A 26150-nucleotide genomic window follows, 5' to 3' on the forward strand; every position below is an offset into this window, starting at 1 on the left:
TTACTGGGGATTGGGGTTTTGGTGGTTGGCGGGTTGTTGCTGGCCGGGTTGAGCCGCCTGGTGTCGACACCTCGGCAGACTCTGCAACGGAGCGTAGATTAGAAGGACACCGCCGCCGGCTGAGATAACCGCAGCACCGACAAATCCCCCGTAATCCGCTTGTAAGCCAAACGAATCGCCTCAATGTCACTCTCACGTTTCGCGCTGCTTTCGTGCAGGATCACAATCACCTTGGTCGCCAGCCGCTCGGGTACTTTCGCGTCATGGTCTTTCCACTGCCCATACGCATCCAACACGCTGAACCCGTCCGGGAACCGCGTCGTCACTTCCTGATCGAGAAACTCGCGCCAGCGCGCCGGGCTCACCACACCTTCCTTGCCTTCCAACGGCCCCACCGAGAAATACAACTCGGTGCGCACCCACTGCGCCTGCGCCGGCCGCGTAGCATCGCCTTGCAGGGTCGAACTGGCGGGATCTTTGGTATGCACGGAAACCGGAGGAGGGCTGGCACACCCGGCGACCGCCAGGAACAGTGCTGCCAGTACTAAACGTTGCGGCATGGAACTTCCTTATTGTTAAGAACGGTCCCGAATTATAGAGGGGACGGTTAATAGCAATAAAAGATTAAAAAGTGGATCAACGTTGAACTAATGGAATAAGCAAACACAGTGAAAATAATGCCCGCTGGTTAGAACGATTATTTCTTTAAGTTATTTGCTTGGTGTTTGATCGCATATCTATTGCATTCAAAAACCTGCTCCCGCATTTGCCGGATCTGCCATTGCGTCTACTCTGCTGCTGCAACGGTTCAAGTCGCACGGAACGCTGCACTTGAAGCGTTTGAACAGCAGTTTTTGCTGCTCGATGGACAGCTTGTTGCGGATTTTTCAATCCTTAGAATCCGCTCCATCAACTTCTCATCCAGTTCTTAATCCTCAGGGAGCTACACCATGATGAACGCCATGCAGATGCAAATGCCGATGAACGCCAACATGCCGATGATGCCGATGACTGGCATGCCGATGATGATGGCGACCATGAGCTGCGACATGATGGACGACGGCATGATGTGCAAGATGATGCCGGCCGCTGGCATGGACATGGCCATGTTCAAGAACAGCGCGCAAATGATGCAGATGATGATGGACTGCGGCATGCCGATGATGATGCATTGCGGCAACATGAGCATGATGTGCATGTCCCCGGCGGCCATGGCCATGCCGATGATGAACATGATGATGCCGATGCCAATGATGGGCATGCCGATGCCATCGATGAAGTGCGTGATGGAATGCACCATGATGGCCGACTGCATGATGTGCAAAATCATGCCGATGCCGGGCATGAACATGGACATGATGAAAAACTGCTGCGCCCTGATGATGAAGATGATGAACGACTGCAGCATGCCGATGATGATGAGCTGCAACGGCATGCCGATGATGTGCTGCACCTGCTGATTTTCGCCAGCGCATGAAAAAGCCCGACCGGGAAATTCCCGGTCGGGCTTTTTGTTGTCTGTTTTTCAGTCCAGGCGTTCGGGGTAAGTGACCACCAGATACGCCACCGCTTCACTGTCGGCAGGATTGCGATAACGATGGGGCTGGTCGGCGTAGAACAGGATCGAATCGCCTGTCGACAGCAGATAACGCTCGTCGTTGACACTGATCTCCAGCACGCCCTGGGCCACCACCAGGTTTTCCTGCACGCCCGGGCCATGGCCCTCGGATTGATCCTCGCCCAGCGGGCTCAGGCGCAGTTCATAGAATTCCGACTGGCGCGCTACATCAAAGGGAAACAGCGCACGGCTGACAAAGGCACCGCTGGCGCTGACCAGACGCTTGCTCTGATTCGCCGACAACACGGCCACGCCTTCAAACGCGCGGTGCTCCAGAAATGCCGCCACCGACACCTTCAAACCCTTGGCGATTTTGCACAGCACCTTGATCGACGGCACGCTGCGCCCGGATTCGATCTGCGCCAGCATCGCCCGGCTCACGCCACACTGGCGGGCGAGGGCATCGAGCGACAGGTGCCGCTTGCCGCGCAGACGTTGCAGGTTCTGCGCGACGCGTTCACAGATCGGGTCTTCTTCCAGGGAATCGAGGTTGTTCAGGTCCAGCACAGGTTCATCGGCGCTCGCCAGAAAGCGCGAGGGTTCACGCGCGTTCACGCTTGACGCGTCTCGCTGGAACGAGCGGCCTGCACCCACTGCCAAGCCTGATAACCGGCATTGCGCGCATACATTTCCCACATCAGCCGGGCCTGTTGCTGGGCGTGGCGGCGTTTGCGGTAGACGGCGAAGTCGATCAGGTTGTCAGTTGGTTTCATGGCGCACTTCACTGTGTTCAATGACGGGATGAGGTGAGAGTACGCCGAGATTTTTATAACGATAAATACTGATTGTTTATTTATTAATTCAATTGGGTTCTATGTGAAATGATTGGCGCGCCGATGCAACCGGCGCGCCAATCCTTCATTTGCTGGCGTTCAACACAATCCGGTACCGCGCCTTGCCGCTGCGCAGATGATCAACAGCCTCATTGACCTTGCTCATCGGAAATTCCTCTACCTGCGGCAGGATCTGATGCCGCGCGCAGAATTCCAGCATGGTCGCTGCCGTGGCGGGCGAGCCGACCGGGGAGGCTGACAGGGATTTCTGTTGAGGAATGAGGTTGAACACGTGTACCGGAATCGCGTCGGGCACGATGCCGACGAAGTGCAACCTGCCCTTGCCGCGCAGGGTGGCGAGCATGGCCGTCCAGTCGAGGTTGGCGTTGGCGGTGATCAGCAGAAAGTCGAGGGTGCCGGCCATCGCTTTCAGCGCTTCGCTGTCGGTGGAGGCGACGACCTTGTGGGCGCCGAGGCGCTTGGCTTCGTCCTGTTTGCTCAGGGAAGAGGTGAACGCGGTAACGTCGCATCCCCAGGCATTGAGAAAACGCAGCGCCAGGTGCCCGAGGCCGCCGATGCCCACCACGCCGACCCGGTCGGTCGGCTTGATGTCGAATTCCACCAGCGGATTGAAGACCGTGGAGCCGGCGCAGAACAGCGGGCCGGCGAGGGCCGGGTCGAGGTTGTCCGGAAGCTTCAGCGCCCAGGCCCAGTGAGTGCGCAGTCGATCGGCGAAACCGCCATGGCTGCCGATGATCGTCGGTTTGGCGGTGGCGCAAAGGTGATGGGAACCGCCGATGCAGGACGAGCAATGCATGCAACTGCCCTTGTACCAGCCAATCCCCACGCGCTGACCGACCTCCAGACCACGTACCTGCGGGCCTGTGCGCACGATGCGGCCGACCACTTCATGGCCGGGAATGAACGGGTATTGGCTGATGCCCCAGTCGTTGTCGATCAGTGACTGGTCGGAGTGGCAGACGCCGCAATATTCCACGGCGACTTCGACTTCCTCATCCCCCAGCGGGCCAGGGTCGTAACTGAAGCGCTCCAGCGGCGCGCCGGCCGAGGTGGCGGCCCAGCCGGTGAATGTCGTGGGTTCGGTGTTATTGCTCATGGGACACCTCCAAGTCTGGCGCTGCGGGCGCAGCCTGAAGAGTCTAGCGTGTCATCGAGCGGGCGCTAGCCAGGTGTTAAGCACGCGCCGGTCGAGTTCTTCCCAGTCCGCCATGCCCAAAACGCGCGTGGTGTTCAGGCCGCGCAAATAGCCGCGCAACTGATAGGCGACGGCCCGCACTGATTCGGAATCGGCAACGTTCTGGCCCAGGACCGTTTCGTATTCGACAAGGTATTCCGCCACGCGGTCGCGGAATTCGGGCACGACCGCATCGCGGATCAGATCAAAGGTTCGCACGGGTAATCCTCATCTGTTTTCGTTGTGATTGAGTGTGCCGCAGTCTGCACGCCGCGCAACTATTGGTTCAAGTAATAGTGACCATCAAGAAACGCAAGTTCTGCTTTGGCACCGATCGGCGGAAAATCGCCTCCATCGAACACACCGCTGAAGGAATTGCGCGATGAAGACTTTGAACCGACTGGCTGTAGTCGCCCTGCTGATGGGCGGGGTGGCCGCTACCGTAGCCCCGGCTTATGCAGACGACGCCAAGTCGTGCCATTTTCTGCCCGTCGCCGCCAGCAGCGCCGCGTTGCAGCACTCGCAAACCGTCGGTGTGCTGTACAGCGAAAACACCCTGGACAACCTGCAATACCTCGAGCGTTACCACGACGTGGCGGTGAACGGAGCCAGGAATGCGCTCGATGCGCGGATCCGTGACGCCTTCGTCGACAGCTCCGACCCGGAGCTGGCCATCGACTGGCTGATGAGTTCGCTGCAACAACAGTTTCTCTCGGTGACCGTCTACGACAGCCTTGATGCGCTGGTACAGGCTCATCCGGACGTGGTGGTGATGCTCGACACCCACAACCGTCTGCTGACCCAACGCAACAGCCAGGTCGAAGCGCGGTTCGCCGCACGCTTCTACGACGCCAACCTGCAATACATCGGCAAGGCCGAGGGCGCGGTGGAGAAGCAACTGCCGTCGGTGTGGGTACACAACAAGGCAGCGCCCGAAATCGCTGCAGGGATCGAACAGCAACGCGATCTGCAACTGAGTGCCTTGAAGCAGTTCGATGACTCGCTCAAAGCCCTGGTGAGTGCAGGCTGAACACCCAAATCAAAAACGGCAACGGCAGTGCCCGTGACACTGAACGTTGCCGAAGAACCGAACCTTTTATTTTCAGGATTTTACCCATGCGTGCCTTTCTTATCCCTGCCATGGCTTCTGCCACTTTGCTGCTGACCGCTTGCGCCTCTGCGCCGAACGATCCGACGCTGACCTTGCAGACGCACAAGACGCCCGCCCAGTACGCCGAATGCGTGGTGCCGAAACTGCAGGGCAGTGCGCTGAATCCGACCGTGTCGCAGACCCAGCGCAGCTACCGGATCGTGGTGCCAAGCAAGGTGGCGGCGGACAACGTTCTGGAAGCCTACAAGGCGCAGGACGGCGGCAAGGTGTTTTTGTATGAGCGCCACTTGCTGGCGTCGAGTTTCATGCCGTCGAGTTTTGAACGGGCTGCCCAGGAGTGCCTGTAACGCCTGACGGTTAACGCTTTTGACGATGCTCCTTTGGTTGGCCGCAACCAACCAATTCCTTTGCCCCGCACCTTGCGGGGCTTTTTTTGCCCGGCGTTTGGCGCAGTCGGCGCTACGCTGGATAGCGGAAAAGGTTTTCGGGAGTACAAGGATATGAAGAAGGGCAGCAGCGGCGCGGCGACCGAGAATCCCTCTGTGCTGATCGACGCAAGAATCAAGGAACTGAACGACTGGCGCGGCCAGAAGCTGGCCGAGATCCGCGCGATCATTCATGAAGCGGACCCGGAGGTCGTCGAAGAGTGGAAGTGGCGCGGCGTTCCGGTCTGGTCGCACAACGGCATCATCTGCACCGGGGAAACCTACAAGGCCGTGGTGAAAATGACCTTCGCCAAAGGCGCGGCGCTGGAGGATCCGTCAGGACTGTTCAACGCCAGCCTGGAGGGCAATACCCGGCGGGCGATTGATATTCACGAAGACGACAAGATCGATGCAAAAGCTCTGAAAACGCTGGTGCGTTCGGCGATTACGTTGAATTCAAAGAAGTGATTTGCCGTTGAGGCAGAGATAAAACGGAGGAGGGTGAAACGAGGAAGAAAATGGCAGGGGCGGCTGGATTCGAACCAACGCATGGCAGGATCAAAACCTGCTGCCTTACCGCTTGGCGACGCCCCTGAAGCTATTGGTTTCAGTCCCGGGAGGACCTCTGCAACAGTGGGCGGCACTTTACCAGCGCTCTTGCGATCTGTGAACCCCTGAAGCCAATAAATTTCAGGGAAAACAGCTACTTATTTCCCGGACGGTATCGCCGGTCAGGTTTTTCGGGCTTTTCAGCGATTGCCAAGAAAACCGGCGCGACCGCTGTAGCCCGAAAACCTGGCAAAGACCTGCCTCGATGAACCGATCAGTTGCCGTCTGCAACCTTGCGTTCGATTTCGTCGACCTTGCGTTGCAACTCCTCAGCGTCCTGCTCCTTGGTGCGGGTCGACGAGGGCGTGATGACCTCATCCACGCCGCGGGTCTTGTCGTCCGGGTCCTCAAGATCGCGTTTCACCACATCGACCGGTTTGCCGGACGTATCCGTGGCTGGGGCTTTGCTGTCGTTGTTCATGGCACTGACCTCCGTTGGGTTAAACGTTGGATGCAGCGCCATGGAGCGAGTTCGAGTTTTTTGATGGCATTCAGGTCGGCGGCACAAACCAGCAATGAAAGCCTCGGTGGTATTCTGCGCAAACTGCATGCTATCAGCGGAAATATATTGTCCATGAACACGAATCGTGACCAATTTCCCTTGCCCGAAGACCTTAAGGTGTTCCTCACCGTCATCCGCAAGAACAGCTTTGCCAGCGCCGCCGACGAGTTGGGCTTCTCACCGGCCTACGTCAGCAAGCGCATCTCGGTGCTGGAAACCACGCTGGCGACCAAGCTGCTGCACCGCACCACCCGGCGCATCGCGCTGACCGACGATGGCGAGCGGGTGCGGATCTGGGCGGAGAAACTGCTGGGGGATTTCGATCAGTTTCTCGGCGAGATTTCCCAGGCCCGGCACCAGCCGGCGGGGTCGCTGCACATTTGCAGCAGCTTCGGTTTCGGCCGCAATCATGTGGCGCCGGCGATCAGCCAGTTGTCCCGGGCATGCCCGAAACTCGACATCCGGCTAGACGTGTTCGACCGGGTGGTCGATCTGGTGGGCGAGGGCTTCGACCTGGAAATTCTCGTCGGCGATGACCTGCCGGGCCAGCATCTGGCGCGCAAACTGGTGAGCAACCGGCGCGTGCTGTGCGCTACGCCGGAATACCTCGAACGCCGGGGCACGCCGCAATCCCTTGAAGATCTGAAAGACCACGATTGTCTGGTGCTCAAGGAGCGTAACAACGCGTTCGGCATCTGGACCCTGAGCAAGGACGGCCAGGAAGAAACGGTGCGAGTGAATGGCCCGTTGTCCTCCAACAGCGGCGAGATTGTGCTGGAGTGGGCCTTGAGCGGCGGCGGGATTCTGTTGCGCTCGATGTGGGACGTCAAACCGATGCTCGAGCAGGGCAGGCTGGTGCAGGTGCTGGACGGCTACACCCAGAGCGCCAACGTCTGGGCGGTCTATCCGACCCGGCTCAGCGAGTCGGCGAAATTGCGGGTGTGCGTGGAGTTTCTGGAGGAGTACTTCCGCGATTTGTCCGTGGAATGAAAACGGGCGGTTCAATGAACCGCCCGTTTTTTTTTGCCATCAACCCAGCCAGGGATTGTCCGCCAGATGCCGTGCCTCAAAGGCGCGGATCTGCTCGGTGCGTTGCAGCGTGGTGCCGATGGCGTCCAGTCCCAGCAGCAGCGATTGTTTGCGCAACTGATCGATCTCGAAGCCGATCAGCGTGCCGTCCGCCAGCTCGATGGTTTGCTGTGCCAGGTTCACGCTGATTCGCGCGGTTTCCGGGACGCTGATCGCCTCGGCCACGCGCTTGAACTGCGCGTCGTCCAGCTGAATCGCCAACACGCCATTACGCTGGCAGTTGTCGTAGAAAATCCCGGCGAACGTGGTGCCGATCAGGGCCCGGATCCCCACTTGCTTCAAGCCCCATACCGCGTGTTCGCGGCTGGAGCCGCAACCGAAGTTGGGACCGGTCACCAGAAACGCCGCGTCCTGCCAGGCCGGTTGGTTGAGCACGAATTCAGGGTCGGGTTCGCCTGAAGCGAGAAAGCGCAAATCGAAGAACAGCCCGCGATCCAGCCCCTGACGATCGATGCCCTTGAGAAACTGCTTGGGCATGATCACGTCGGTGTCGATGTTGGATGCAAGAAACGGCGCGGCGCTGCCGCTGACGGTGTCGAAAGGTTGCATGGTTCAAGCCTCCAGCGCGACGGTGCGCACGTCAGTCAAATGGCCGCTGATGGCGGCGGCGGCGACCATCGCCGGGCTCATCAGGTGGGTGCGCGCACCGGCGCCCTGACGGCCTTCGAAGTTGCGATTGGTGCTCGACGCACAGCGATCACCCGGCGCCAGCACGTCGTCGTTCATCGCCAGGCACATCGAGCAACCCGATTGCCGCCACTCGAAACCGGCGTCGAGAAAAATCTGCGCCAGGCCTTCGTCCTCGGCTTGATTGCGCACCAGGGTTGAGCCGGGAACGATCATCGCCCGCACATGGGCCGCCACACGCTTGCCGCGCACCACGCGGGCAACGTCGCGCAAATCTTCGATCCGCGCATTGGTGCAGGAACCGATGAAGGCATGGCTGATCGTCACTTCGTTCAATGGCATGCCGGGTGTCAGGCCCATGTAGTCGAGGGCGCGCTGCAGGCCCTGGCGCAGGATCGGATCGGGCTGGGTGGCCGGGTCCGGCACGTGCCCTTTGATCGGCGCGGCCTGATCAGGGCTGGTGCCCCAGGTCACCATCGGCTCCAGCGCGGCGACGTCGAGGATGACTTCGCGATCAAACACCGCGCCCTCGTCGCTGTGCAGGGTTTTCCAGCGTTCGACGGCCTGCTCCCAGACCTTGCCCTTGGGCGCACGCGGCTTTTGTTGCAGGTAGGCGAACACCTTGTCGTCCGGCGCCATGAACGCACCCCGGGCGCCGGCCTCGACGGCCATGTTGCAGATGGTCATGCGCGCCTCGACGCTGAGGGCGCTGATGGCCGGGCCGGTGAATTCGATGGCGTAACCGGTGGCGCCGGAAGCGCCGATCCTTTCGATCAGCGCCATGATGATGTCCTTGGACGTGACGCCTGCGCCGAGCTCACCGTTGACCGTTACCCGCAGGGTTTTCAGGCGTTTGTAGACCAGGGTCTGCGTCGCCAGCAGGTGTTCGATTTCCGAAGTGCCGATGCCGAAACCGAAGGCGCCCAGTGCGCCGTAAGTGGTGGTGTGGCTGTCACCGGCCGCGACCACCATGCCCGGCAAAATGAAGCCTTGTTCCGGCGCCACGACGTGCTCGATGCCCTGGCGCTTGTCCAGCACATCGAACAGCTCGATGCCGAAATCGCGGCAGTTTTCTTCGAAGTACGACACCTGCCGCGCGCCCCCGGCGTCGGGCATGGTCGCGATGCGTTTCGGTGCGGTGGGGTTCACATGATCGACCACCGCCAGCGTCGCCGCAGGCCGCCACACCGTGCGCCCGGCCTCGCGCAGGCCGCTGAAGGCTTGCGGGCTGGTGTATTCGTTGGCGACCTGGCGGTCGATGTAAAGCAGCACGTGGCCCTGATCGTCGAGGGTGCAGACGGTGTGACTGTCGATGTGCTTCTGGTACAGCGTTCTCGGGCTGGGCATGGCTTGCGCTCTTTTCTATCCGGGGCAAAAACAACATGAGGACAGAATATTGATCGCGGAAACGGCATCAAGAGCGCTTCAGTGAAGCCGTTGAACACGGATTGTGAGCAATTGCCGCAAGCCTACGCCCGTGTCTCCTCCGGCAACCTGGCAATCACCTTGATCTCGAACTGAAACCCATACAGCCACGTCACGCCGACCGCCGTAATGGTCGGATGCGGCGCCTCGCCCCAGAACTCGGGCACCACTTCCCAGATGGTTTCAAAGGTCGATTGCGGATCGACCATGAATACCGTCACGTCCACCACGTCGTCGAAGCTGCCACCGGCCGCGCCGAGAATGGCGTTGAGGTTGGTGAAGGCCAGTCGCACCTGTTGTTTCAGATCGGGTTCCGCTGAGCCGTCCTCAAGGCTGCCGACCTGGCCTGAGACAAACAGAAAACCGTTGGAACGAACCGCCGGGGAATAACGGTTGCGCTCGTAAAGCGCATGGCGTCCGGGCGGGAAAACCACATCGCGTTTTGGCTGGGCGTTAGTCATGGGGAGTCTCCTTCAATGGGTTGAAAACCTGCGATGGAGAAACTTTAGGGACTTGCCTCGGCGTGATAAACGCGCAACCTTGGCGTTCACTGTTTGCAAATCCCAAACAATCGAGCCGCTAACAGAGGTGGTGTATGGACCGTTTTGACGCGATGCAAGCCTTCGCCCGGGTGGTGGAGGCGGGGAGTTTCACCAAAGCCGCCGAGACGTTGCACATGAGCAAGACCACCGTGACCCAGCTCGTCCAGCAACTGGAGGCGCGGCTGCGAGTGAAGTTGCTCAATCGCACCACGCGCAAGGTCAACGCCACGGCGGACGGCGCGGCCTATTACGAGCGGGTGATCAAGTTGCTGGCGGACATGGACGACGCCGAGACCAGCCTTCCCGGCGCTGCGGCCCAGCCCAAGGGGCGCTTGCGGGTCGACGTACCCAGCCCCCTGGCCAATCTGATTCTGGTGCCGGCGCTGCCCGAGTTTTACGCGCGCTACCCGGAGATCCAGATCGACATGGGCGTCAGCGACCGGATCGTCGACATCATCGATGAAAACGTCGATTGCGTTATCCGTGGCGGCGAGCTGCGGGATCAGTCGCTGATGGCCCGGAAGGTGGCGGATCTTCAACTTGGCGTGTACGCCGCGCCGAGTTACCTGGCCCGCGCCGGCACCCCGATGCATCCCCGGGAGCTGGAAGACAGCCATCATCGGGTGGTCGGTTTCCTTTGGGCGCGCACTGGCAAACCGGTGCCGTACGCCTTGCACAATGAACACGAAGATTTGCAGATCAAGGGCCGCCATGTTCTGGCGGTCGATGACGGCAATGCCTATTTGTCGGCGGGCCTCGCGGGGCTGGGCGTGTTGTGGTTGCCCAGGTACATGTCCAAAGCACACGAGGCGAGCGGTGATCTGGTGCCGCTGTTCGAAGACTGGCGCCTTGATCCGATGCCGCTTTACGTCGCCTATCCGCCGAACCGCCATATCAGCCGCAAGCTGCGGGTGTTTATCGACTGGATCGCCGAAGTGATGGCCCGCCACGCACCGGTCATGGATCGCTCAGGTTCGCCAGCAGCCATTCGGTAAAACTGCGGGCCATCGGATCGTTTTCGCTGTCGCGGTGGGTCAGCAGCGCCCAGTTCGGGCCGCGAATGGTCTCGTCCACCAAGGGCTGCAACAGCCCGTCAGCCTGAGCCTTGCGGCTGAGCAACTGGCTGACCAGCGCGATGCCGAGCCCGCCGCATGCCGCATCCAGCAGCAAGCCGGGATCAGAGAAATTCAAACCTTGATCCTGCTGGCCGACATCGATTCCCGACTCCACCGCCCAATGGCTCCAGTCCATTTCCCGCTCGCCGTGCAGCGTTGTCCGCTGCGCGCTCGGCACGCTTAACAAGCTCGGATGACACGCGGGGTAGAGGCGGTCAGCGTGCAGCACCTTGAAGCTGCATTCAGCCTGCGAACTGATGTCGTCGCGCACCGCTAGATCGATGGTCTGGGTCGCCATGTCCGGCACTTCATCGGTGCTGAAAATCCACAGATCCACCTTCGGATGCTGACGGCGGAAATCCCCCAGCCGTGGCAGCAACCAGTGCCGGGCAAACGCCGGCGTGGTGTTGAGCACCAGTTGATTGGGTTTCTGGTACTGCCCCAGCCGCCGGATGCCCACCGACAGTTGCTGCAGCATGGCCTGGGTGGTGCTGAGCAGATCGTGGCCGGCGTCGGTCAGGCTGACACTGCGCCCGCTGCGGAAAAACAGCGGCTGTTCCAGGTACGCCTCAAGGCTGCGGATCTGCTGGCTGATGGCCGATTGCGTGAGGCTCAGTTCCTCGGCGGCCTTGTGAAAACTGCCCAGCCTTGCGGCGGCTTCGAAGCCGCGCAACGAGCTGAGGGGTGGCCAGTGTTTCAGCATGATCGATAAGTTCCTCTAATCAGTTTTCCGCAAAATCCATCGTTTGTTTGCCCTTCAGGCCGCCATTAGCATGCATGTCAACGCCGCCAAGGCTGTTTTCATTGAACACAATGGCTTAACTCAAAGGGCTTTTTACCATGCAGCAGAACAAAAACAACAACAGCGGTTGGATGATGCCGGCAGAGTGGGTGACGCATGCGGCGACCTGGATGGTCTGGCCCCACAATCAGGCCCTGTGGGAGTCGGGCTGGGGCGTGACCTTGCCGTTGGTGCAGGAAGATTTCGCCCGCGTCGCCAACGCCATCGCCCGGTTCGAACCGGTGAAAATGGTCGTCGATCCCTCGGCCATCGCCCGTGCCAAAGCCTTGTGCGGGCCGAACATCGAACTGATTCCGCTGGCGGTCAACGACAGCTGGTGCCGCGACTCCGGCCCGAGCTTCGTCGTTCATGCGGAGCAAGGTCTGGCCGGGGTGAGCTGGCGTTTCAACGCGTGGGGCGGCAAGTCGGCCCATGATCTGGACGAAAGCCTGGCCCGCCGCGTGCTCAATCACTTGGGCGGCGAGTGCTTCGGCACGGCGCTGAGTAACGAGGGCGGCGCGATTCACGTGGACGGCGAGGGCACGTTGATCACCACCGAATCGGTGCTGCTCAACCCCAACCGCAATCCCGGCGTGAGCAAGGCCGAGATGGAGGAGATCTTCAGCCGCCTGCTCGGCGTGAAGAAAACCATCTGGCTGCCGGGCGATCCGGATTACGTCACCGGCGACATGACCGACGGCCACGTCGATGGCGTCTGCGCCTTCGCTCGTCCCGGTGTGTTGCTGGTAGACGCGACTCACGATCGCAGTTCGGTGTACGCCGAAGTCGTGCGGGAAAACCGTCGAGCATTGGAACTGGCCACCGACGCCCGGGGCCGCAAATTCGAGTTGATCGAGTTGTACGAAGCCACCGATGCGGTGAACACCGAAGCCGAAGTGTTCTGCGCCTCGTACACCAACTTCTACATCGCCAACGGCGCGATCATCATGCCGGCGTACGGCATCGAGGCCGACCATGTGGCGGCAGAAACCCTGGCCAAAGCGTTCCCGGGTCGTGAAGTGGTGCCGGTGCAGATCAATCATCTGGCCCACGGTGGCGGCGGTGTGCACTGCATCACCCAGCAACAGCCAGCCTGGCCGGTGGAGGGTTGATCGATGACGATATTGAAAGTCGCCACCACCCAGATGCCGTGCACCTGGGACCTGAAAAGCAACCTTGATCGCGCCGAGCAGTTGGTGCGTGAAGCGGCTGGGCAGGGCGCGCAAGTGATCCTGTTGCAGGAGCTGTTCGCCACGCCGTATTTCTGCATCGAGCAGAGCCATCAGCACATGGCGCTGGCCGAGGAGCACCGCGACAGTCAGGTGCTGTCGCGCTTCGCCGCGCTGGCCCGTGAACTCGGCGTGGTGCTGCCGTTGAGCTGGTACGAGAAGGCCGGCAACGCCTACTTCAATTCCCTGAGCGTGGCCGATGCCGACGGACGCCTGTTGGGCGTGTACCGCAAGACCCACATCCCTAACGCCATCGGCTATCAGGAGAAGGAATATTTCAGCCCCGGCGACACCGGTTTCAAAGTCTGGGACACCGCGTTCGGCCGCCTCGGCGTGGGCATCTGCTGGGATCAGTGGTTCCCGGAAACCGCGCGCTGCCTGGCGTTGATGGGGGCTGAAGTGCTGCTGTTCCCGACCGCCATCGGTTCGGAACCGGGCTGCGTGGATCTTGATTCGCGCGACCACTGGCAGATGACCATGCGTGGCCACGCTGCCGCGAATCTGCTGCCGGTGATCGCCTCCAACCGCGTCGGCCGCGAAGTGGCCGGCACCGATGCGGCGCTGCAAATGAATTTCTACGGCTCGTCGTTCATCTGCAACCACAAGGGAAAAATGCTCGCCGAAGCCGATCGCGCCAGCACCGGCGTATTGGTGCAAAGCCTGGATCTGGCAGCCATGCGTGAAGATCGCCTGAGCTGGGGCATCTACCGCGACCGCCGCCCGGAAATGTACGGCGCATTGTTGAGCCAGGACGGCCGTCACCTTAACGCCCGCTGGAATCCTCAAGGAGTCTGATATGCCTACTTCACACAAGTGGTTACTGGGCGCTCTGGGCCTGGCGCTGGCCGGTTTGATGCCTGCTGTACACGCCGAAGACAAGACCCTGCGGCTGTACAACTGGGCGGATTATTTCGCTGAAGACACCTTGAGCAAATTCACCGCCGAAACCGGGATCAAGGTGATCTACGACGTGATGGACGGCAGCGAAACCCTGGAAGCCAAAATGCTCTCCGGCGGCAGCGGCTACGATCTGATCTTCCCCGGCGACACCGTGGCCGAACGCCTGATGCGCGCCGGCAGCCTGCTGCCGCTGGATCCTTCGAAAATCACGGCGATGAACGACATCGAGCCGGGCCTGCAAAAGCTGCGCAGCCATTACGAGCATTCGAACAAGGCCACGGTGCCGTACACCTGGGGCACCATCGGCCTGACCTACAACGCCGAGCAGATCAAGCAGCGCATGGCCGACGCCCCGGTCAACAGCCTCGACATGCTGTTCAAACCGGAGCTGGCGGCCAAATTCGCCGATTGCGGGATTTCGATGATCGACTCGCCGGATGAAGTACTGGCCGTGGTGCTCAACTATCTGGGCCGCGACCCGCGCAGCGCCAAGCCTGCGGATCTGGCAGCGGCCAGTGACTTGCTGATGAAGCTGCGGCCGTACATTCGCAAGTTCCAGTCGCAACCGGTGACCGATCTGGTCAACGGCAACCTGTGCCTGTCCCTCGGCTACAGCGGCGACATGACCCAGGCCCAGCGCACCTCGGACAGCGCCGGCAAGCAGACGCGCTTCCAGTACCGCGTGCCGCGCGAGGGCACCACGGTGTGGATGGACACCATGGCCATTCCGTTGGATGCCAAACACCCGGAATACGCCTACGCCTTCATCAACTTCGTGATGCGCCCGGAGAACATGGCCGCGATCAGCAATTTCACCGGTTACCCGACCTCCAACGCCAAGGCCCGGCCGAACGTGGACGAGGCGATGCGCAACAACCCGGACATCTACCTCGACGAAGCGACCTATGCTCGTCTGATAACGGGCAAGGATATTCCCCAGGCCGACATGCGCGCCCGCATGCGCACCTGGACCAAATTCAAGACCGCCACTGCACAGTGATTTTTCCGGGCTGCCTTGGTGGCCCCTTACCCATCAGGAACGTACACATGCCGACTCGTCGCGAGTTCATCAAACAGGTTTCAGTCGCCGCCGGCGCAGGCGCTGCTGTCATGGGCCTTGGCCTGTCACCGGCGCGTTTGCTGGCGGCCAGCGAAGGTCGCTGGTTCATGCCCGACGAGGGCGACAAACACGAACGCACCTACATGGCCTTCGGCGCGCAGGACGCGATCTGGGAAGACTTCACCGAAGACGTCCAGGAAGCCCTCGGCCGGATCGCCCGCGCTATTGCCCGCTACGAACCGCTGACCATCTACTGCCGCAGCGGAGAACGCAGCTTGGCCGAAGAGATTTGCGGCACCTCCAATATCACCTACCAGATCGCCAACCTCGACGACATCTGGATGCGTGACATCAGCGCCAACTTCGTCATCGACGACAAGAATGGCCTGGGCGCGGTGGACTTCAACTTCAGCGGCTGGGGCAACAAGCAACAGCATTCGAAAGACGCGAAGATCGCCAAGCGCGTGGCGGCCGATGCGCAGGCGACCTACCAGCGCAGCGAACTGGTGGGCGAGGGCGGCGGCATCGAAGTCGACGGCGAAGGCACCGCGATCATGACCGAAAGCTGCTGGGTCAACGAAAACCGCAACCCCGGCTGGAGCAAGGCTGACGTCGAGGCGGAACTGAAAGCACGCCTCGGTCTGCGCAAGATCATCTGGCTGCCGGGCATCAAGGGCAAGGACATCACCGACGCCCACGTCGATTTCTACGCGCGCTTCGTCACGCCCGGCGTGGTGATCGCCAACCTCGACACCGACCCGCGCTCCTACGACAACAAGGTCACCCTGGCGCACCTGGAAATCCTGAAAAAGGCCACCGACGCCGACGGTCGCCCGTTGCAGATCCACACCGTGTCGCCACCGCTGAAACCGCGCAAGACCAAATTCAACAAGGACAACGACGATTTCGCGGCCGGTTACATCAACTATTTCGTGATCAACGGCGCGGTGATCGCACCGGAGTTTGGCGACAAGGACGCGGACAAGAAGGCCTTCGACCTGCTGAAAAAACTCTATCCGAACCGCGACGTGGTGCAGGTCAACATCGACGCCATTGCGGCCGGCGGTGGCGGGATTCACTGCGTGACCAGTCACCAGCCGGCGTGAGGCTCAGCTTCTGCGCACCGCCACGCATTTGATTTCCACCAGCAGCCCCGGATGGGCCAGCTCGCTGACACCGATGCAGGTCCAGGCGCAGAAACCTTTGGGGAACACGCGGTTTTTCACTTCACGAAACACCGGCATGTGCTGGCTCATGTCGACGTGATAGGTGGTCATCTCCACCACATCGTTGAACGTGCAGCCACCGGCCTTCAGCACTTCGTCGAGGTTTTCCCAGGCGCGGATGAATTGCTGTTCGGGGTCTTCGATGACTTGCAAATCAGCGGTGCGGCCCACCTGGCCGGCGCAATAAAGCGTATCGCCGACCAGAACCGCCGGGGCGTATCCGGCGCGTTCGACGATGGTTTTCATGGATTCGGGGATGATGATTTTGCGGTCGGACATCGTGTTTTCCTTCAATGACGGATTTCAGCGACCGTGCGCGGCCGCCGCCAACTGCTCGGTATCCACTCGCACAAACACCGAATCGCCCACCGCCGTCAGCAGATCCCCGGCGTAGACCTCGCAGATCACCCGGGTTTTGCGCCCGACTTCACCTTCGACTCTGGCCTTCAGTGTCAGCGGCACGCCCATTGGCGTTGGTTTGATGAACTTGATGCCGAGGTTGCCGGTGACGCAGTTGATGCGCGGCAGGCTTTCGGGTTCACGTTGCTCGGTCCGATAGTGGTAGGCCATCGCGGTCCAGTTGGAATGGCAGTCCACCAGCATCGCGATCAAACCTCCGTAGACCAGTTCCGGCCAGCCGCAGTATTTGGCCTCGGGCACGTGCTCGGCCATGACGTGTACGCCGTCTTCGTGCCAGAAACTTTTGATGTGCAGCCCGTGCGGGTTGCTGCTGCCGCAGCCGAAGCAGACGCCCTCGGGGGCGGCGGTGTCTTGCAGGGAGGTGTCGGGGGAGGCCATGCCGGAGTCATCCTTAATCAGTAAGCCGAACCGGACGGATTCTAACCCCGAATGCTCACCGTGAGGATTGGTCCTTGTGTTCGTGCAGTGGTGAGTCGCTCAGCAGTTTTTTGCGAGTCGTCGAGTGGTTCGGCAATTGCTCACTGATGTCCCAGATTTCCAGCATTTTCGCGTATTCAAAGGCGTGGCCCGGGCTGAGTTGAATCCACTGCTCAAACGCCTGGCGTTCGTCGGGCGTGCAATCGTCCTCTTGCAGGCGCAGGCACCAGTGTGCTGCCTGGTTCAGGATTTCTTCATCTGCGTCGTTCATTGACGGTTTCCACGATGGCCGGAGAGGGCATTCTACGTTCGCCCTTGCAAAAAAAACGTCAAAACGTGTCGAAGATTTACACGGTCAGGGCAGGTAAAACGGACAGAAAGCGCAGCAAACGGACTGATCGCGCCGCTATTTACGGCCTTCTCGCAATTGTCATATTCCGTCACATTTCAATGCAGATAGTGGGCAGCCCAACCTGTTTCCAGTGAGGCTGCCCCGTGTTTCAACGTCTTGTGTGTTCGCTGTCCGTGCTGAGTCTGTCCATTGCTGCCGCCCAGGCCGCCGATCTCGATACCTCGCGTCTGGCGGGCATCGACAATTTTCGGGATATCGCAGGCACCACCACCGCCTATTCCACGGCCCATGACGGCACAATGCGCGCCGGTGTGTTCTACCGCTCCAATGCCCTGACGCCGACGGCGGCGGACCTGGCGACCCTCAACGGTCTGGGGATCAAGTCGGTGTACGACCTGCGCACGCCCAGCGAAATTGCCAGCACGCCGGACACGATGCCAAGCGGTGCGACCTACCAGAACATCGACATCATCGGCAGCACCACCTCCGGCGCGAACATCACCACCGTGTCGTTCAAAAGCGCAGCCGATGCGATTGCGATGATGCAGGAGACCAACCGCGCGTTCGTCAGCGATGCCGGCATGCGTGGTCAGTTCGGTGCGCTGTTCAATGAACTGGCCGGTGTCGACGGCGCCGCGTTGTTCCATTGCACCGCCGGCAAGGACCGCACCGGCTGGACCGCTGCCGTTCTGTTGAGCATCGCCGGCGTGGATAACGCCACGATCATGAGCAATTACCTGGCGACCAACGACTACACCGCCGAACGGGTCGCCAAGACCCTGGCGATGATGCCGCCGAGCATGGCCGCGATCTACGCGCCGCTGCTGGGTGTCGAGGCGAGTTATCTGCAAGCGGGCCTCGATCAGGTGGCCGCGCAGTACGGCAGCATGGACAACTACCTCAAGCAGGGGCTGGGTCTGTCCCAGGAAACCATTTATGTACTGCGCGGCAAAATGGTCGAGTACAACAGCCTGCCGGGTCAGGCCGGGCTTATCGGCAACGCTGCCGCCGGTGCGCAACTGTTGCGGGAGTTGCAGAACAGTAAACTCTCGGGCACCTACAGCGCCTACAACTACTACCTGCAATCGGCCATCGACGCCGGCACTCTGGGCGGTGTCGAGTCCACGGTCGGCGGCCAAGTGCACGCCGATGCGGCCAGTTACCTGCTGCGTCAGAACGCAATGATCGAGCAAGCCGCCGCGCCGTTCGCCAGCGGCACCGACCTCAAGGTCGGCCAGTACCGGTTGTGGAGCACCGCGCTCGCCGGTTACCTCGGCACCGACGGTTCGGCCCATGCGCAAAGCAGCAACGAACACAGTCAGGGCCTGATGGTTGGCGTCACCCAGCGCTTCTCCGAACAGCTCAGCGCCCGTGGCGGGATCGGTTACAGCAAAGGCTCGGTGGGTGGCGCGGGTGGCGAGGCCGACACCGATTTCACCTTCCTCGACCTTGGTGCCCGTTATGGTTTCACCAGCCTGGAACGTGGCCTGTTTCTCGACGCCAACATCAACGCCGGTTATGTCGACTACGACAGCAAACGCGACCTCGGCGGCGGTCTCGGTTCGGCGAAGGGCGACACCCATGGCAATCTCAGCGGCGCGACGCTGGCGCTGGGTTATCGCATGCCGCTGAACACTGTGATTCTGGAGCCGAGCCTCGGCGTGCGGGTCAGCCGTCTGGACCTGTCGGGCTTTCAGGAGAAGGGCAGCGAATTGGCTCTGGACGTTGATGACATTCAAGAAACCCGGCGCAGCGCGGTGGCCTATCTCGACGTTTCGTTCGCCCCGGTGCCGATGGGCGCGTGGCAACTGGTGCCGGGCGTGCGCGTTGGTTACGAGCGTGTGCTGGGCGATCATCAAGTCAACAGCGAAGGGCATCTGCTGGGGCTGGATATCGAGCAGCGCGCGGCGTTCGACAACCGCGATCAGTTCAGCGGCGGCGTCAACCTGATGGCCAACCTCGGTGCCCTGAGTCTGGGTGCAGAAGTCGGTGCCAGCGGTGGCGGCGACAGCCACGGTTTCAGCGGCGCGCTCAAGGCCAGTTATCAGTTCTGATCAACTGAAGGTGAAGAAAAAGGATTGCCTCAGCGCAATCCTTTTCGCACCTCGGCCGGGCTCACGCCGTAGGCATTCTGGAAATACTGGCTGAACCGGCCGACATTGCTGAAGCCCAATCGCAGCGCCACCTCAGTCACCGACGGCGAAACGCCCTGACGCAACGTTTCGTAAGCGCGCTCCAGCCGCACCTGCCGCTGATACCCGACAATCGACATCCCGGCAAACCGTCGAAACCCTTCCTGCAATGCGCGCAGGCTGACGTTGGCCAGCCGCGCCAGATCCGTGCCACTGACCTGAATCTCGGGATGCGCCTGAATGTAATCGATCGCCTGCCGCACATGCCTGGGCGCAATCAATGCCTCTGGACGGCGCAAGGCCTCGCTGAAGTTGTGTGGCCAGGCCTCCAATACCGCGTCCACCAGCATCTCCCGCAGCCGTGACGGCATCAGCGAGCCAGCGTTCAACAGCAGATCGAATTCCGCACCGGTGGCCAGATCGATCAGCGCGCGAATGCCCTGAAACGCCGGGCTGTTCAGATCCACCCTCGGCTCGAAATGCAGCTTGTGCACGATCGGTTTGCCCAGCAGGGTCGACAGCCGTTCGGTGAGCGCCGCACGGCTGATCGACACGCCGTGCTGGGCATGATTGTCGATAAAACGCATCGAACGCGGGTCAGCCTTGTCGATGGCCAGCCCCACATCGCACAGCCCCACGGATTCATGGTTGAACACGATTTTGCCGGCGGTGGGAATGACGAAGGTGATTTCATCGAACGGCTCGGGGAAGGCGACGGTGAAATCGCCCCGGTAATGCATGCGCCGGAAACTCACGTCTTCGTACCGCCCGTAAACGCCGCCAATGATGATGTCTTTGGGCGGTGGTGGTGTGTCGCCATAACGGTTGCCGAACATTCGCGAGAACAGGGCGCCGAAGTCGTCACTGGCCATGTTGTCGGATCGCAAAATGAGGGTCTGGCGTGTCGGGCTTGAGTACACCGGGAGGGTCACCTTGGTGGTCGGGGCATCGGGGCGCGACGACGTTACCAAGGGAGAATGACGCCGATGTGACAACGTTCGATGCTGTGCGTGAACGCCACGCACAGCATCGAGCCAAGCGGGGTCAGGTGTGATGGATGTCGCGATCCTTGGTTTCCGGCATGAAGAAGATCCCGAGAATCGCCGTCATCACCGCAATCACGATCGGGTACCACAAGCCGTAGTAGATATCCCCGGTGGCCGCGACCATCGCGAACGCCACGGTCGGCAGGAACCCGCCGAACCAGCCGTTGCCGATGTGGTACGGCAGCGACATCGACATGTAGCGGATGCGCGCCGGGAACAGCTCCACCAGCCATGCCGCAATCGGACCGTAAACCATAGTCACGTAGATCACCAGAACGGTCAGCAGGAGCAGCACCATCGGGTAATTGGTCTTGGCCGGATCGGCTTTTTCCGGGTAACCGGCTTCTTTCAACGCGGTGCCGAGGCTGGCAGTGAACGCGTCGTTACGGGTCTTGAAGTCAGCGGCTGGCAGGGTGGTGCCTTCGAAGCTTTCGATGACCTTGTCGCCGATACGCACCTGAGCCACGGTGCCCGGTTCCGCCACCACGTTTTCGTACGGGATCGCCCGTTTGGCGAGGATGGTTTTCGCCAGATCGCAGGAGCTGGTGAATTTGGCCTTGCCCACCGGATCGAACTGGAACGAGCACTGGTCGGGGTTGGCGATCACCTTGACCGGGTTCTTCTCCTGGGCCACGAACACGTCGGGGTTACCGTACTGGGTCAGCGCGTGGAAGATCGGGAAGTAGGTCACCGCCGCCAGAATGCACCCGGCCATGATGATGCCCTTGCGCCCGATGCGGTCGGACAGGCTGCCGAAAATCACGAAGAACGGCGTACCGATCAGCAGTGAACCGGCGATCAGCAGGTTCGCGGTCTGCGGGTCGATCTTCAGGGTTTGCAGCAGGAAAAACAGCGCGTAGAACTGCCCGGTGTACCAGACCACCGCTTGGCCGGCGGTGCCGCCGAGCAGGGCCATGATCACGATTTTCAGGTTGTCCCAACGGGCGAAGGACTCGGTCAGCGGGGCTTTCGACGACTTGCCTTCTTCCTTCATTTTCTTGAACACCGGCGACTCGTTCAGTTGCAGCCGGATGTAGACCGAAACCGCCAGCAGCAGGATCGACAGCAGAAACGGAATCCGCCAGCCCCAGGCCTCGAATGCCTCGGTGCCCAGCGCGGTACGGCAGGCGAGGATCACCAGCAACGACATAAACAGGCCCAGGGTCGCGGTGGTCTGAATCCATGACGTGAAATAACCGCGTTTGCCCTTCGGCGCATGCTCGGCCACATACGTTGCTGCGCCGCCGTACTCGCCGCCCAGCGCCAGGCCTTGCAGCAGGCGCAGGGTAATCAGAATGATCGGCGCCGCCACCCCGATGGTCGCGTAACCGGGCAGGAACCCCACAATCGCCGTCGACACACCCATGATCACAATCGTGATCAGAAACGTGTGCTTGCGCCCGATCATGTCGCCCAGCCGCCCGAACACAATCGCCCCGAACGGCCGCACGGCAAAACCGGCAGCGAAGGCGAGCAGGGCGAAGATGAACGCCGTGGTCTCATTCACCCCGGCAAAGAAGTGCTTGGCGATGATCGCCGCCAGGGAGCCGTAGAGGTAAAAGTCGTACCACTCGAACACCGTGCCAAGGGACGACGCAAAAATGACCTTGCGCTCCTCCCGGCTGACGCTGTGGTGCGGGGCACTGCCTGTGGACATGCTGTCGAGTACTGCCATGGGTGTTCTCCGTCGTGCTTGTTTTTGTAGGCCGGAGCACTTCATCAACGTCGCGTACCCAAGGCCTGTGGCGGATGCCGGTTCAGGTATTTCGTGGAGCGTGCACAGAATCACCGCCCCGCGCGGGACGGCGGGGTTTCATTGAGCATAATTGGGATTGGGGGGATATCCAGTTGGGGGCGACGGGTGTGGGTCGAAATGGAGATGGATTGGTTGGTTCGGGGAGGGAATGCGTTAAATGAGTCTGCGTCCGTAGTTTTTATAGTTATTCAGAATTTGGATTGTTCTGAATAAGTATTAAAACTGTCATTTCTATCAGGTGTCGTTGCTGCTGTTTGTGTTGATACTTCGTCTAATGGGCCGGAAAATAAATCTGTCCCTTTTTATTGGGCTGGAAAATAAATCTGTCCCTTTTTATTCAGTCCCTTTTTATTCTTTGAATTCATTGGAAAAAAAGAGGTTTTTGATATGCGTACGGAGTCTGCGGATATTCTGGTTATAAACTTAATTAACTTGTTGGGGAAGGTTCAATTTGATGATTCTGCTAGACGGAAAGATCTTGGTAAACCTCCGCGAGGGATAGTAACAAATTGGGATGAATTTGAAGGTGGATTTGTTGATTATGCAATAGTTGAGAAGCTGCAAGATATGGGTATGGAGAGGCTGTGTTATGTGGCGTTGGATTTCGAGCAGGACATGGGCTACAGCTGAGGAGTATCCCTCATTTGAAAAACCAAGAATCAAAAGGGGACGAATCAAAAGGAAAATCAAAAGGGGACAGATTTGAATGGCACTTACTTAACATGTTTAGCATGCCCGTTCTTCCTTACCTCAGCCCTTGCTGACCGACGTGACTTGGTCAGCAAGGGGTAGGCCTGAGGTCTTCGTTTTATGGCTCGCGGTTCGATACGACCAGGTCGATTTCCAACGCGTCTTTGCGCTATCAGCATCAGTAAGTTCGCCAGACCATCCTCGTCTTCAGGACTCCCATATTGTCGTAGCGCCAGCCATAACTGAAGGCTGTGTTTGAAGCTCAGTTCGCGAGGCAAGCAGTCCGCCAACAGAGCCGATTGGGCCATGAGCATTCGGATCAGATTGTGGGCCAACAGATAGACCCATAACTCCTTGACGGCCATGCCCGGGGTTTTGCAGCTCAACCTTCCAAGGCCCAGCGTGGCCTTGAGATTTCGCAAGTCCAACTCGACATGCCATCGCCCCTTGTACAGCGATTTGAGAGCTGTTTTGGGTGTCTGCTTCGGGCAATGCAAGGTGGTCACCAACGTTTTTCCGCCAGTCTTCAACTCTCGCACTATCAGCCTTTCAGGGGCCTGTTCGTAATATGTTTGACTCATCCAGGGCGGCCTTCTTTCGGGCTTTTTCAATTCGATCAAGTGGTCTTCTGAACCGAGACTTTGGCCCAGACGAAAGTCCGTGCTGCGCCGTCGAGCGCCATATTGTTCGAACACGCCATCGATACCTCGTCGCTGCAACTCGCACAGCAGAAAATAGGTCGCGTAGTAAGCGTCGCCCAACAAGATGTCGCCTGTTTTCAACGTGCCGAGCATGGATCTGAGCAGCGTCTGTTCGTCGCCGCCCTTACCTCGGAAACGTCCAAGTGCGGCATCTAAAACAGCGCCACTGGAGAGGCAAACGAGGCCCACCACTCGACACAACGGAAAACCAAGGCCAACTTTCTGCCCGCGAGATTGCGGATAGGCCCCCTGATTCGCAGCCGTATCGGGCATCGAGACGGTTGTCCCGTCGACAAGACGTACAGGTCGCCCCATCCATCGCCATGAAGGCGGCGCCTGATCACTGATAGACGAACCGGTCTGTCGAACCAGCATGGAAACCATTTCTACCGGCAAGCGTTGCCTGGCCTTACAGAAAGCGCCCGTGCGAGTGCTATTGGGTTTCATGCCGCTACAGGATCGCTTGATGGAGAAATCGTTGACGGCATTCTGGCAGGAACGATCAGCACTCATCGCTTGAGCCAGGAACATCGACAGAGTTTCCGTTGGCGGATACAAACGCTCCCGATGCTCTGGCAGTGCTGACTCAACGCGCTGCAGCAACTCGGGAGCCGTGAGCAGGTTGAAAAAAGCATAGGCATCACAATTCGAAGCATGGCGGCGAAAACGTTGCTGTTGATGCTGGAGAATTTGGCGTCTACGATCCATGTGGGCTGTGTCCTTGGTTTTCTGGTGTGTGTTCGCAACTATCACCGTAGACCAAGGCCAGCCCTTCTTCATTTTTTGCTTTCAGCTCAATCGGTTAGCTGTTAAGTAAGTGCCATTCGGGACAGATTTATTTAATCGTCCCCTTTTGACGTTAAGCACTTTTCTCTGGCCGTCCTCTATCTCTTAATTCAATGCGTCTTCCGGTGATTTGTTCGATTTCATCGACGAATCTCATGTTGCCAGTCAGTTGGCCGCGCTGCAGCGCACCCCTGATGAGTTGCAATTCATTGGTGGGTGTAGCCATTCCAACAAACGACTTATAGCGCTCACGCCGGGTGGCATCGTCAGGTCCTAACTCCAGGAAGCAAGGATCTTTGTCCAGCCAGGTGCTTTCTGAAAAATCGTTCAGGCGCAGAGCGAAACTTGACCAGGGATAGTCTTCTGCACGCTCCACCATGTGGGCTCGCACTGGGTTTAACTCGATGTAGCGACTGCAAGCCAATAGATAGGTGTCGGATTGAACAACGCTGGATTTGTAGCGACTTTCCCACAGCGTGCCAGTCCGCCCCTCAACCTTGTTGCGATACCGAGTCATCCTTGCGGCGAGGGCTTTCATGAGCTGTCCAAGGCTGGACGTTGATTCCCCTGGGGCGAGCAGCAGGTGCACATGATTGGTCATCAGGCAGTAGGCATAAACTTTTATACCTAATGCTTCCTTGAGCTCGCGCAGGTCAGAGAGGTAGCGCTGGAAGTCCGCGGGCTCTGCAAAAACGACCTGTCTGTTGTGGCCGCGCTGCACGATGTGATGCGGGTAGTTCGCTAGCACGATGCGTCCGGTTCTGGGCATGAGTCTTCTTACGTCCTTGTTTTGACGGATGAAGTTTAGAAGCTGGCGAGGCGGAGACAGGCGGGATGTGTCAGAGAATGTATCCGCGTGGACTGGGGGGGATTAAATAAGTCTGTATCCGTTACCTCTTATGGTTATTCAGAATCTTGGTTGTTCTAAATTAGTATTAAAAACTGTCATTTCTATCAGGTGCGGTTGTGGCTGTTTATGTTGATACTTTGACTGCCAAAGGGGTGGAAAATAAATCTGTCCCCTTTTAATTAGTCCCCTTTTAATTAAGAATAAATCCCCGTTGACTGAAATTTGAGGAAGGTGGCGAGATGGAAATCCCCGAAGAAATGCTGCCGCTATATAGGAACCTGAGGTTCATCAGAAACATGATTACTGGTACCTCACAAGCGGACGTGGCGTTACTTGTCGTGCCGCAAGACATGGGAGGTTTTGAAGGAGCGTTTTCGAGAAATATGGCCATAAACAGCGCAGCACTAAAAAACTGTCATCCAGCGATTAAAGCGCTTTTGACAGAGGATCTTTCACCAGAAAAAACGCCGCGTTGAAAACGGATCCCGCGGTTTGCCATGGCGAGTGTGTACTCTCGCCATGGCACCGAATTACTCCGTAGGCACAACTTTATCCAACACTCGATTAACCGCCAGTTCCGCCAGCATCACGATCTGCGCGATGCCCTGCGCGGTTTTGCGGTGGGGGCCTTCGAGGGCGTCGACGAGGTTGTTGAGCATGACGTTGGCCGAGCCCAGGGTTTCGCAGGCGTCGGCGAGCAGGGATTCGGTGTTGCTGGCCGGGTTGGCCTGGTAGAGGCGGTTGGGAACGTAGGGCGTGGCCATGATGTAGGG

The 26150-nt window shown here is 59.5% G+C and carries 31 protein-coding genes and 1 tRNA gene; 13 read left to right on the forward strand and 19 right to left on the reverse strand.

Annotation, left to right across the window (positions count from 1 at the left end; genetic code table 11):
* Nucleotides 1-98: 98 nt before the first annotated feature.
* The gene (locus tag AC07Y2_RS27720; protein WP_103387382.1) at nucleotides 99-560 is read right to left on the reverse strand and encodes a DUF3574 domain-containing protein; all 462 of its coding nucleotides are present in this window, start codon (nucleotides 558-560) and stop codon (nucleotides 99-101) included.
* Between the two features lie 390 nt (nucleotides 561-950).
* Between AC07Y2_RS27720 and AC07Y2_RS27725 the strand changes: the two genes are divergently transcribed.
* The gene (locus AC07Y2_RS27725) at nucleotides 951-1460 is read left to right on the forward strand and encodes a hypothetical protein (protein WP_074690788.1); all 510 of its coding nucleotides are present in this window, start codon (nucleotides 951-953) and stop codon (nucleotides 1458-1460) included.
* A gap of 65 nt (nucleotides 1461-1525) precedes the next feature.
* On the opposite strand, the gene AC07Y2_RS27730 is transcribed toward AC07Y2_RS27725, so the two are convergent.
* The 4 genes from AC07Y2_RS27730 to AC07Y2_RS27745 form a co-directional block, all read right to left on the reverse strand.
* Complete coding sequence (locus AC07Y2_RS27730; RefSeq protein ID WP_178082890.1) at nucleotides 1526-2116, reverse strand: helix-turn-helix domain-containing protein; 591 nt, start codon at nucleotides 2114-2116, stop codon at nucleotides 1526-1528.
* Nucleotides 2117-2169: 53 nt separating this feature from the next.
* Nucleotides 2170-2331 carry a hypothetical protein gene (locus AC07Y2_RS27735; protein WP_170928274.1) on the reverse strand — a complete coding sequence of 54 codons (162 nt, stop codon included), beginning with the start codon at nucleotides 2329-2331 and terminating at the stop codon, nucleotides 2170-2172.
* A gap of 145 nt (nucleotides 2332-2476) precedes the next feature.
* On the reverse strand, nucleotides 2477-3508 hold the full coding sequence (gene ahr, locus AC07Y2_RS27740; protein WP_103387381.1) for an NADPH-dependent aldehyde reductase Ahr: 1032 nt from the start codon (nucleotides 3506-3508) through the stop codon (nucleotides 2477-2479).
* Between the two features lie 51 nt (nucleotides 3509-3559).
* A complete protein-coding gene (locus AC07Y2_RS27745) occupies nucleotides 3560-3805 on the reverse strand; it encodes a hypothetical protein (RefSeq protein WP_039773074.1) in 246 nt (81 codons plus the stop codon).
* A 163-nt stretch (nucleotides 3806-3968) separates the two neighbouring features.
* Between AC07Y2_RS27745 and AC07Y2_RS27750 the strand changes: the two genes are divergently transcribed.
* From AC07Y2_RS27750 to AC07Y2_RS27760, 3 genes are all read left to right on the forward strand, one after another.
* Nucleotides 3969-4616, forward strand: coding sequence for an ATPase (locus AC07Y2_RS27750; protein WP_103387380.1), 648 nt, complete (start codon nucleotides 3969-3971; stop codon nucleotides 4614-4616).
* Nucleotides 4617-4702: 86 nt separating this feature from the next.
* Complete coding sequence (locus AC07Y2_RS27755; RefSeq protein ID WP_103387379.1) at nucleotides 4703-5044, forward strand: YajG family lipoprotein; 342 nt, start codon at nucleotides 4703-4705, stop codon at nucleotides 5042-5044.
* 153 nt (nucleotides 5045-5197) lie between these two features.
* Nucleotides 5198-5590, forward strand: a complete 393-nt coding sequence (locus tag AC07Y2_RS27760) for a DUF1801 domain-containing protein (RefSeq protein WP_103387378.1) — start codon at nucleotides 5198-5200, stop codon at nucleotides 5588-5590.
* A gap of 51 nt (nucleotides 5591-5641) precedes the next feature.
* Here AC07Y2_RS27760 and AC07Y2_RS27765 read toward each other — a convergent pair.
* A tRNA-Gln gene (locus AC07Y2_RS27765) sits at nucleotides 5642-5716 on the reverse strand.
* Nucleotides 5717-5945: 229 nt separating this feature from the next.
* Nucleotides 5946-6152, reverse strand: coding sequence for a hypothetical protein (locus tag AC07Y2_RS27770; RefSeq protein WP_039773079.1), 207 nt, complete (start codon nucleotides 6150-6152; stop codon nucleotides 5946-5948).
* A gap of 153 nt (nucleotides 6153-6305) precedes the next feature.
* Between AC07Y2_RS27770 and AC07Y2_RS27775 the strand changes: the two genes are divergently transcribed.
* Complete coding sequence (locus AC07Y2_RS27775) at nucleotides 6306-7223, forward strand: LysR substrate-binding domain-containing protein (RefSeq protein WP_039773187.1); 918 nt, start codon at nucleotides 6306-6308, stop codon at nucleotides 7221-7223.
* Nucleotides 7224-7262: 39 nt separating this feature from the next.
* Here the strand turns inward: AC07Y2_RS27775 and leuD are convergent, their stop codons facing one another.
* The 3 genes from leuD to AC07Y2_RS27790 form a co-directional block, all read right to left on the reverse strand.
* A complete protein-coding gene (gene leuD / locus AC07Y2_RS27780; RefSeq protein WP_103387377.1) occupies nucleotides 7263-7871 on the reverse strand; it encodes a 3-isopropylmalate dehydratase small subunit in 609 nt (202 codons plus the stop codon).
* A 3-nt stretch (nucleotides 7872-7874) separates the two neighbouring features.
* The gene (leuC, locus tag AC07Y2_RS27785; protein ID WP_103387376.1) at nucleotides 7875-9296 is read right to left on the reverse strand and encodes a 3-isopropylmalate dehydratase large subunit; all 1422 of its coding nucleotides are present in this window, start codon (nucleotides 9294-9296) and stop codon (nucleotides 7875-7877) included.
* A gap of 122 nt (nucleotides 9297-9418) precedes the next feature.
* Nucleotides 9419-9835 carry a RidA family protein gene (locus AC07Y2_RS27790; RefSeq protein ID WP_103387375.1) on the reverse strand — a complete coding sequence of 139 codons (417 nt, stop codon included), beginning with the start codon at nucleotides 9833-9835 and terminating at the stop codon, nucleotides 9419-9421.
* A gap of 134 nt (nucleotides 9836-9969) precedes the next feature.
* Between AC07Y2_RS27790 and AC07Y2_RS27795 the strand changes: the two genes are divergently transcribed.
* Nucleotides 9970-10911 carry a LysR family transcriptional regulator gene (locus AC07Y2_RS27795; protein WP_103387374.1) on the forward strand — a complete coding sequence of 314 codons (942 nt, stop codon included), beginning with the start codon at nucleotides 9970-9972 and terminating at the stop codon, nucleotides 10909-10911.
* On the opposite strand, the gene AC07Y2_RS27800 is transcribed toward AC07Y2_RS27795, so the two are convergent.
* Nucleotides 10874-11734, reverse strand: a complete 861-nt coding sequence (locus AC07Y2_RS27800; protein WP_103387373.1) for a LysR substrate-binding domain-containing protein — start codon at nucleotides 11732-11734, stop codon at nucleotides 10874-10876. The two genes, AC07Y2_RS27795 and AC07Y2_RS27800, sit on opposite strands and share 38 nt — an antisense overlap.
* A gap of 137 nt (nucleotides 11735-11871) precedes the next feature.
* Here AC07Y2_RS27800 and AC07Y2_RS27805 point away from each other — a divergent pair, with 137 nt between their 5' ends.
* Genes AC07Y2_RS27805 through AC07Y2_RS27820 form a run of 4 tightly spaced genes read left to right on the forward strand, consistent with a single transcriptional unit; the run spans nucleotide 11872 to nucleotide 16107 of the window.
* The gene (locus AC07Y2_RS27805) at nucleotides 11872-12924 is read left to right on the forward strand and encodes an agmatine deiminase family protein (protein ID WP_103387372.1); all 1053 of its coding nucleotides are present in this window, start codon (nucleotides 11872-11874) and stop codon (nucleotides 12922-12924) included.
* A 3-nt stretch (nucleotides 12925-12927) separates the two neighbouring features.
* Nucleotides 12928-13836: an N-carbamoylputrescine amidase gene (gene aguB / locus AC07Y2_RS27810; RefSeq protein WP_103387371.1), complete on the forward strand. Its 909-nt coding sequence runs from the start codon at nucleotides 12928-12930 to the stop codon at nucleotides 13834-13836.
* A gap of 1 nt (nucleotide 13837) precedes the next feature.
* Nucleotides 13838-14941, forward strand: a complete 1104-nt coding sequence (locus tag AC07Y2_RS27815) for an extracellular solute-binding protein (RefSeq protein ID WP_103387370.1) — start codon at nucleotides 13838-13840, stop codon at nucleotides 14939-14941.
* Between the two features lie 47 nt (nucleotides 14942-14988).
* A complete protein-coding gene (locus AC07Y2_RS27820) occupies nucleotides 14989-16107 on the forward strand; it encodes an agmatine deiminase family protein (RefSeq protein ID WP_074690798.1) in 1119 nt (372 codons plus the stop codon).
* A gap of 3 nt (nucleotides 16108-16110) precedes the next feature.
* On the opposite strand, the gene AC07Y2_RS27825 is transcribed toward AC07Y2_RS27820, so the two are convergent.
* From AC07Y2_RS27825 to AC07Y2_RS27835, 3 genes are read right to left on the reverse strand one after another with little or no spacing between them, the layout of a single operon-like run.
* Nucleotides 16111-16506: a RidA family protein gene (locus AC07Y2_RS27825; protein WP_103387369.1), complete on the reverse strand. Its 396-nt coding sequence runs from the start codon at nucleotides 16504-16506 to the stop codon at nucleotides 16111-16113.
* A gap of 24 nt (nucleotides 16507-16530) precedes the next feature.
* Nucleotides 16531-17025 carry a PaaI family thioesterase gene (locus AC07Y2_RS27830; protein WP_103387368.1) on the reverse strand — a complete coding sequence of 165 codons (495 nt, stop codon included), beginning with the start codon at nucleotides 17023-17025 and terminating at the stop codon, nucleotides 16531-16533.
* Nucleotides 17026-17080: 55 nt separating this feature from the next.
* Nucleotides 17081-17335: a FecR/PupR family sigma factor regulator gene (locus AC07Y2_RS27835; protein WP_103387367.1), complete on the reverse strand. Its 255-nt coding sequence runs from the start codon at nucleotides 17333-17335 to the stop codon at nucleotides 17081-17083.
* A 224-nt stretch (nucleotides 17336-17559) separates the two neighbouring features.
* Here AC07Y2_RS27835 and AC07Y2_RS27840 point away from each other — a divergent pair, with 224 nt between their 5' ends.
* The gene (locus AC07Y2_RS27840) at nucleotides 17560-19470 is read left to right on the forward strand and encodes a tyrosine-protein phosphatase (RefSeq protein ID WP_103387366.1); all 1911 of its coding nucleotides are present in this window, start codon (nucleotides 17560-17562) and stop codon (nucleotides 19468-19470) included.
* A 29-nt stretch (nucleotides 19471-19499) separates the two neighbouring features.
* Here AC07Y2_RS27840 and AC07Y2_RS27845 read toward each other — a convergent pair whose 3' ends face one another.
* Both AC07Y2_RS27845 and AC07Y2_RS27850 read right to left on the reverse strand, forming a co-directional pair.
* On the reverse strand, nucleotides 19500-20420 hold the full coding sequence (locus tag AC07Y2_RS27845) for an AraC family transcriptional regulator (RefSeq protein ID WP_219737083.1): 921 nt from the start codon (nucleotides 20418-20420) through the stop codon (nucleotides 19500-19502).
* 172 nt (nucleotides 20421-20592) lie between these two features.
* Nucleotides 20593-22269, reverse strand: coding sequence for an MFS transporter (locus AC07Y2_RS27850; protein ID WP_103387364.1), 1677 nt, complete (start codon nucleotides 22267-22269; stop codon nucleotides 20593-20595).
* Nucleotides 22270-22737: 468 nt separating this feature from the next.
* Between AC07Y2_RS27850 and AC07Y2_RS27855 the strand changes: the two genes are divergently transcribed.
* Nucleotides 22738-22980: a hypothetical protein gene (locus AC07Y2_RS27855; protein ID WP_103387363.1), complete on the forward strand. Its 243-nt coding sequence runs from the start codon at nucleotides 22738-22740 to the stop codon at nucleotides 22978-22980.
* Nucleotides 22981-23063: 83 nt separating this feature from the next.
* Here AC07Y2_RS27855 and AC07Y2_RS27860 read toward each other — a convergent pair whose 3' ends face one another.
* On the reverse strand, nucleotides 23064-24449 hold the full coding sequence (locus AC07Y2_RS27860) for an IS4 family transposase (protein ID WP_103387383.1): 1386 nt from the start codon (nucleotides 24447-24449) through the stop codon (nucleotides 23064-23066).
* A gap of 151 nt (nucleotides 24450-24600) precedes the next feature.
* The gene (locus AC07Y2_RS27865) at nucleotides 24601-25296 is read right to left on the reverse strand and encodes a transposase (RefSeq protein WP_103387362.1); all 696 of its coding nucleotides are present in this window, start codon (nucleotides 25294-25296) and stop codon (nucleotides 24601-24603) included.
* A gap of 320 nt (nucleotides 25297-25616) precedes the next feature.
* Between AC07Y2_RS27865 and AC07Y2_RS27870 the strand changes: the two genes are divergently transcribed.
* Complete coding sequence (locus tag AC07Y2_RS27870) at nucleotides 25617-25853, forward strand: hypothetical protein (protein ID WP_146040501.1); 237 nt, start codon at nucleotides 25617-25619, stop codon at nucleotides 25851-25853.
* A gap of 54 nt (nucleotides 25854-25907) precedes the next feature.
* On the opposite strand, the gene AC07Y2_RS27875 is transcribed toward AC07Y2_RS27870, so the two are convergent.
* Nucleotides 25908-26150 (reverse strand): DUF6124 family protein (locus AC07Y2_RS27875; protein ID WP_256587097.1); only part of this gene is annotated, 243 nt, incomplete at its 5' end.

Source organism: Pseudomonas sp. GW456-12-1-14-TSB6 (genome assembly GCF_059424205.1).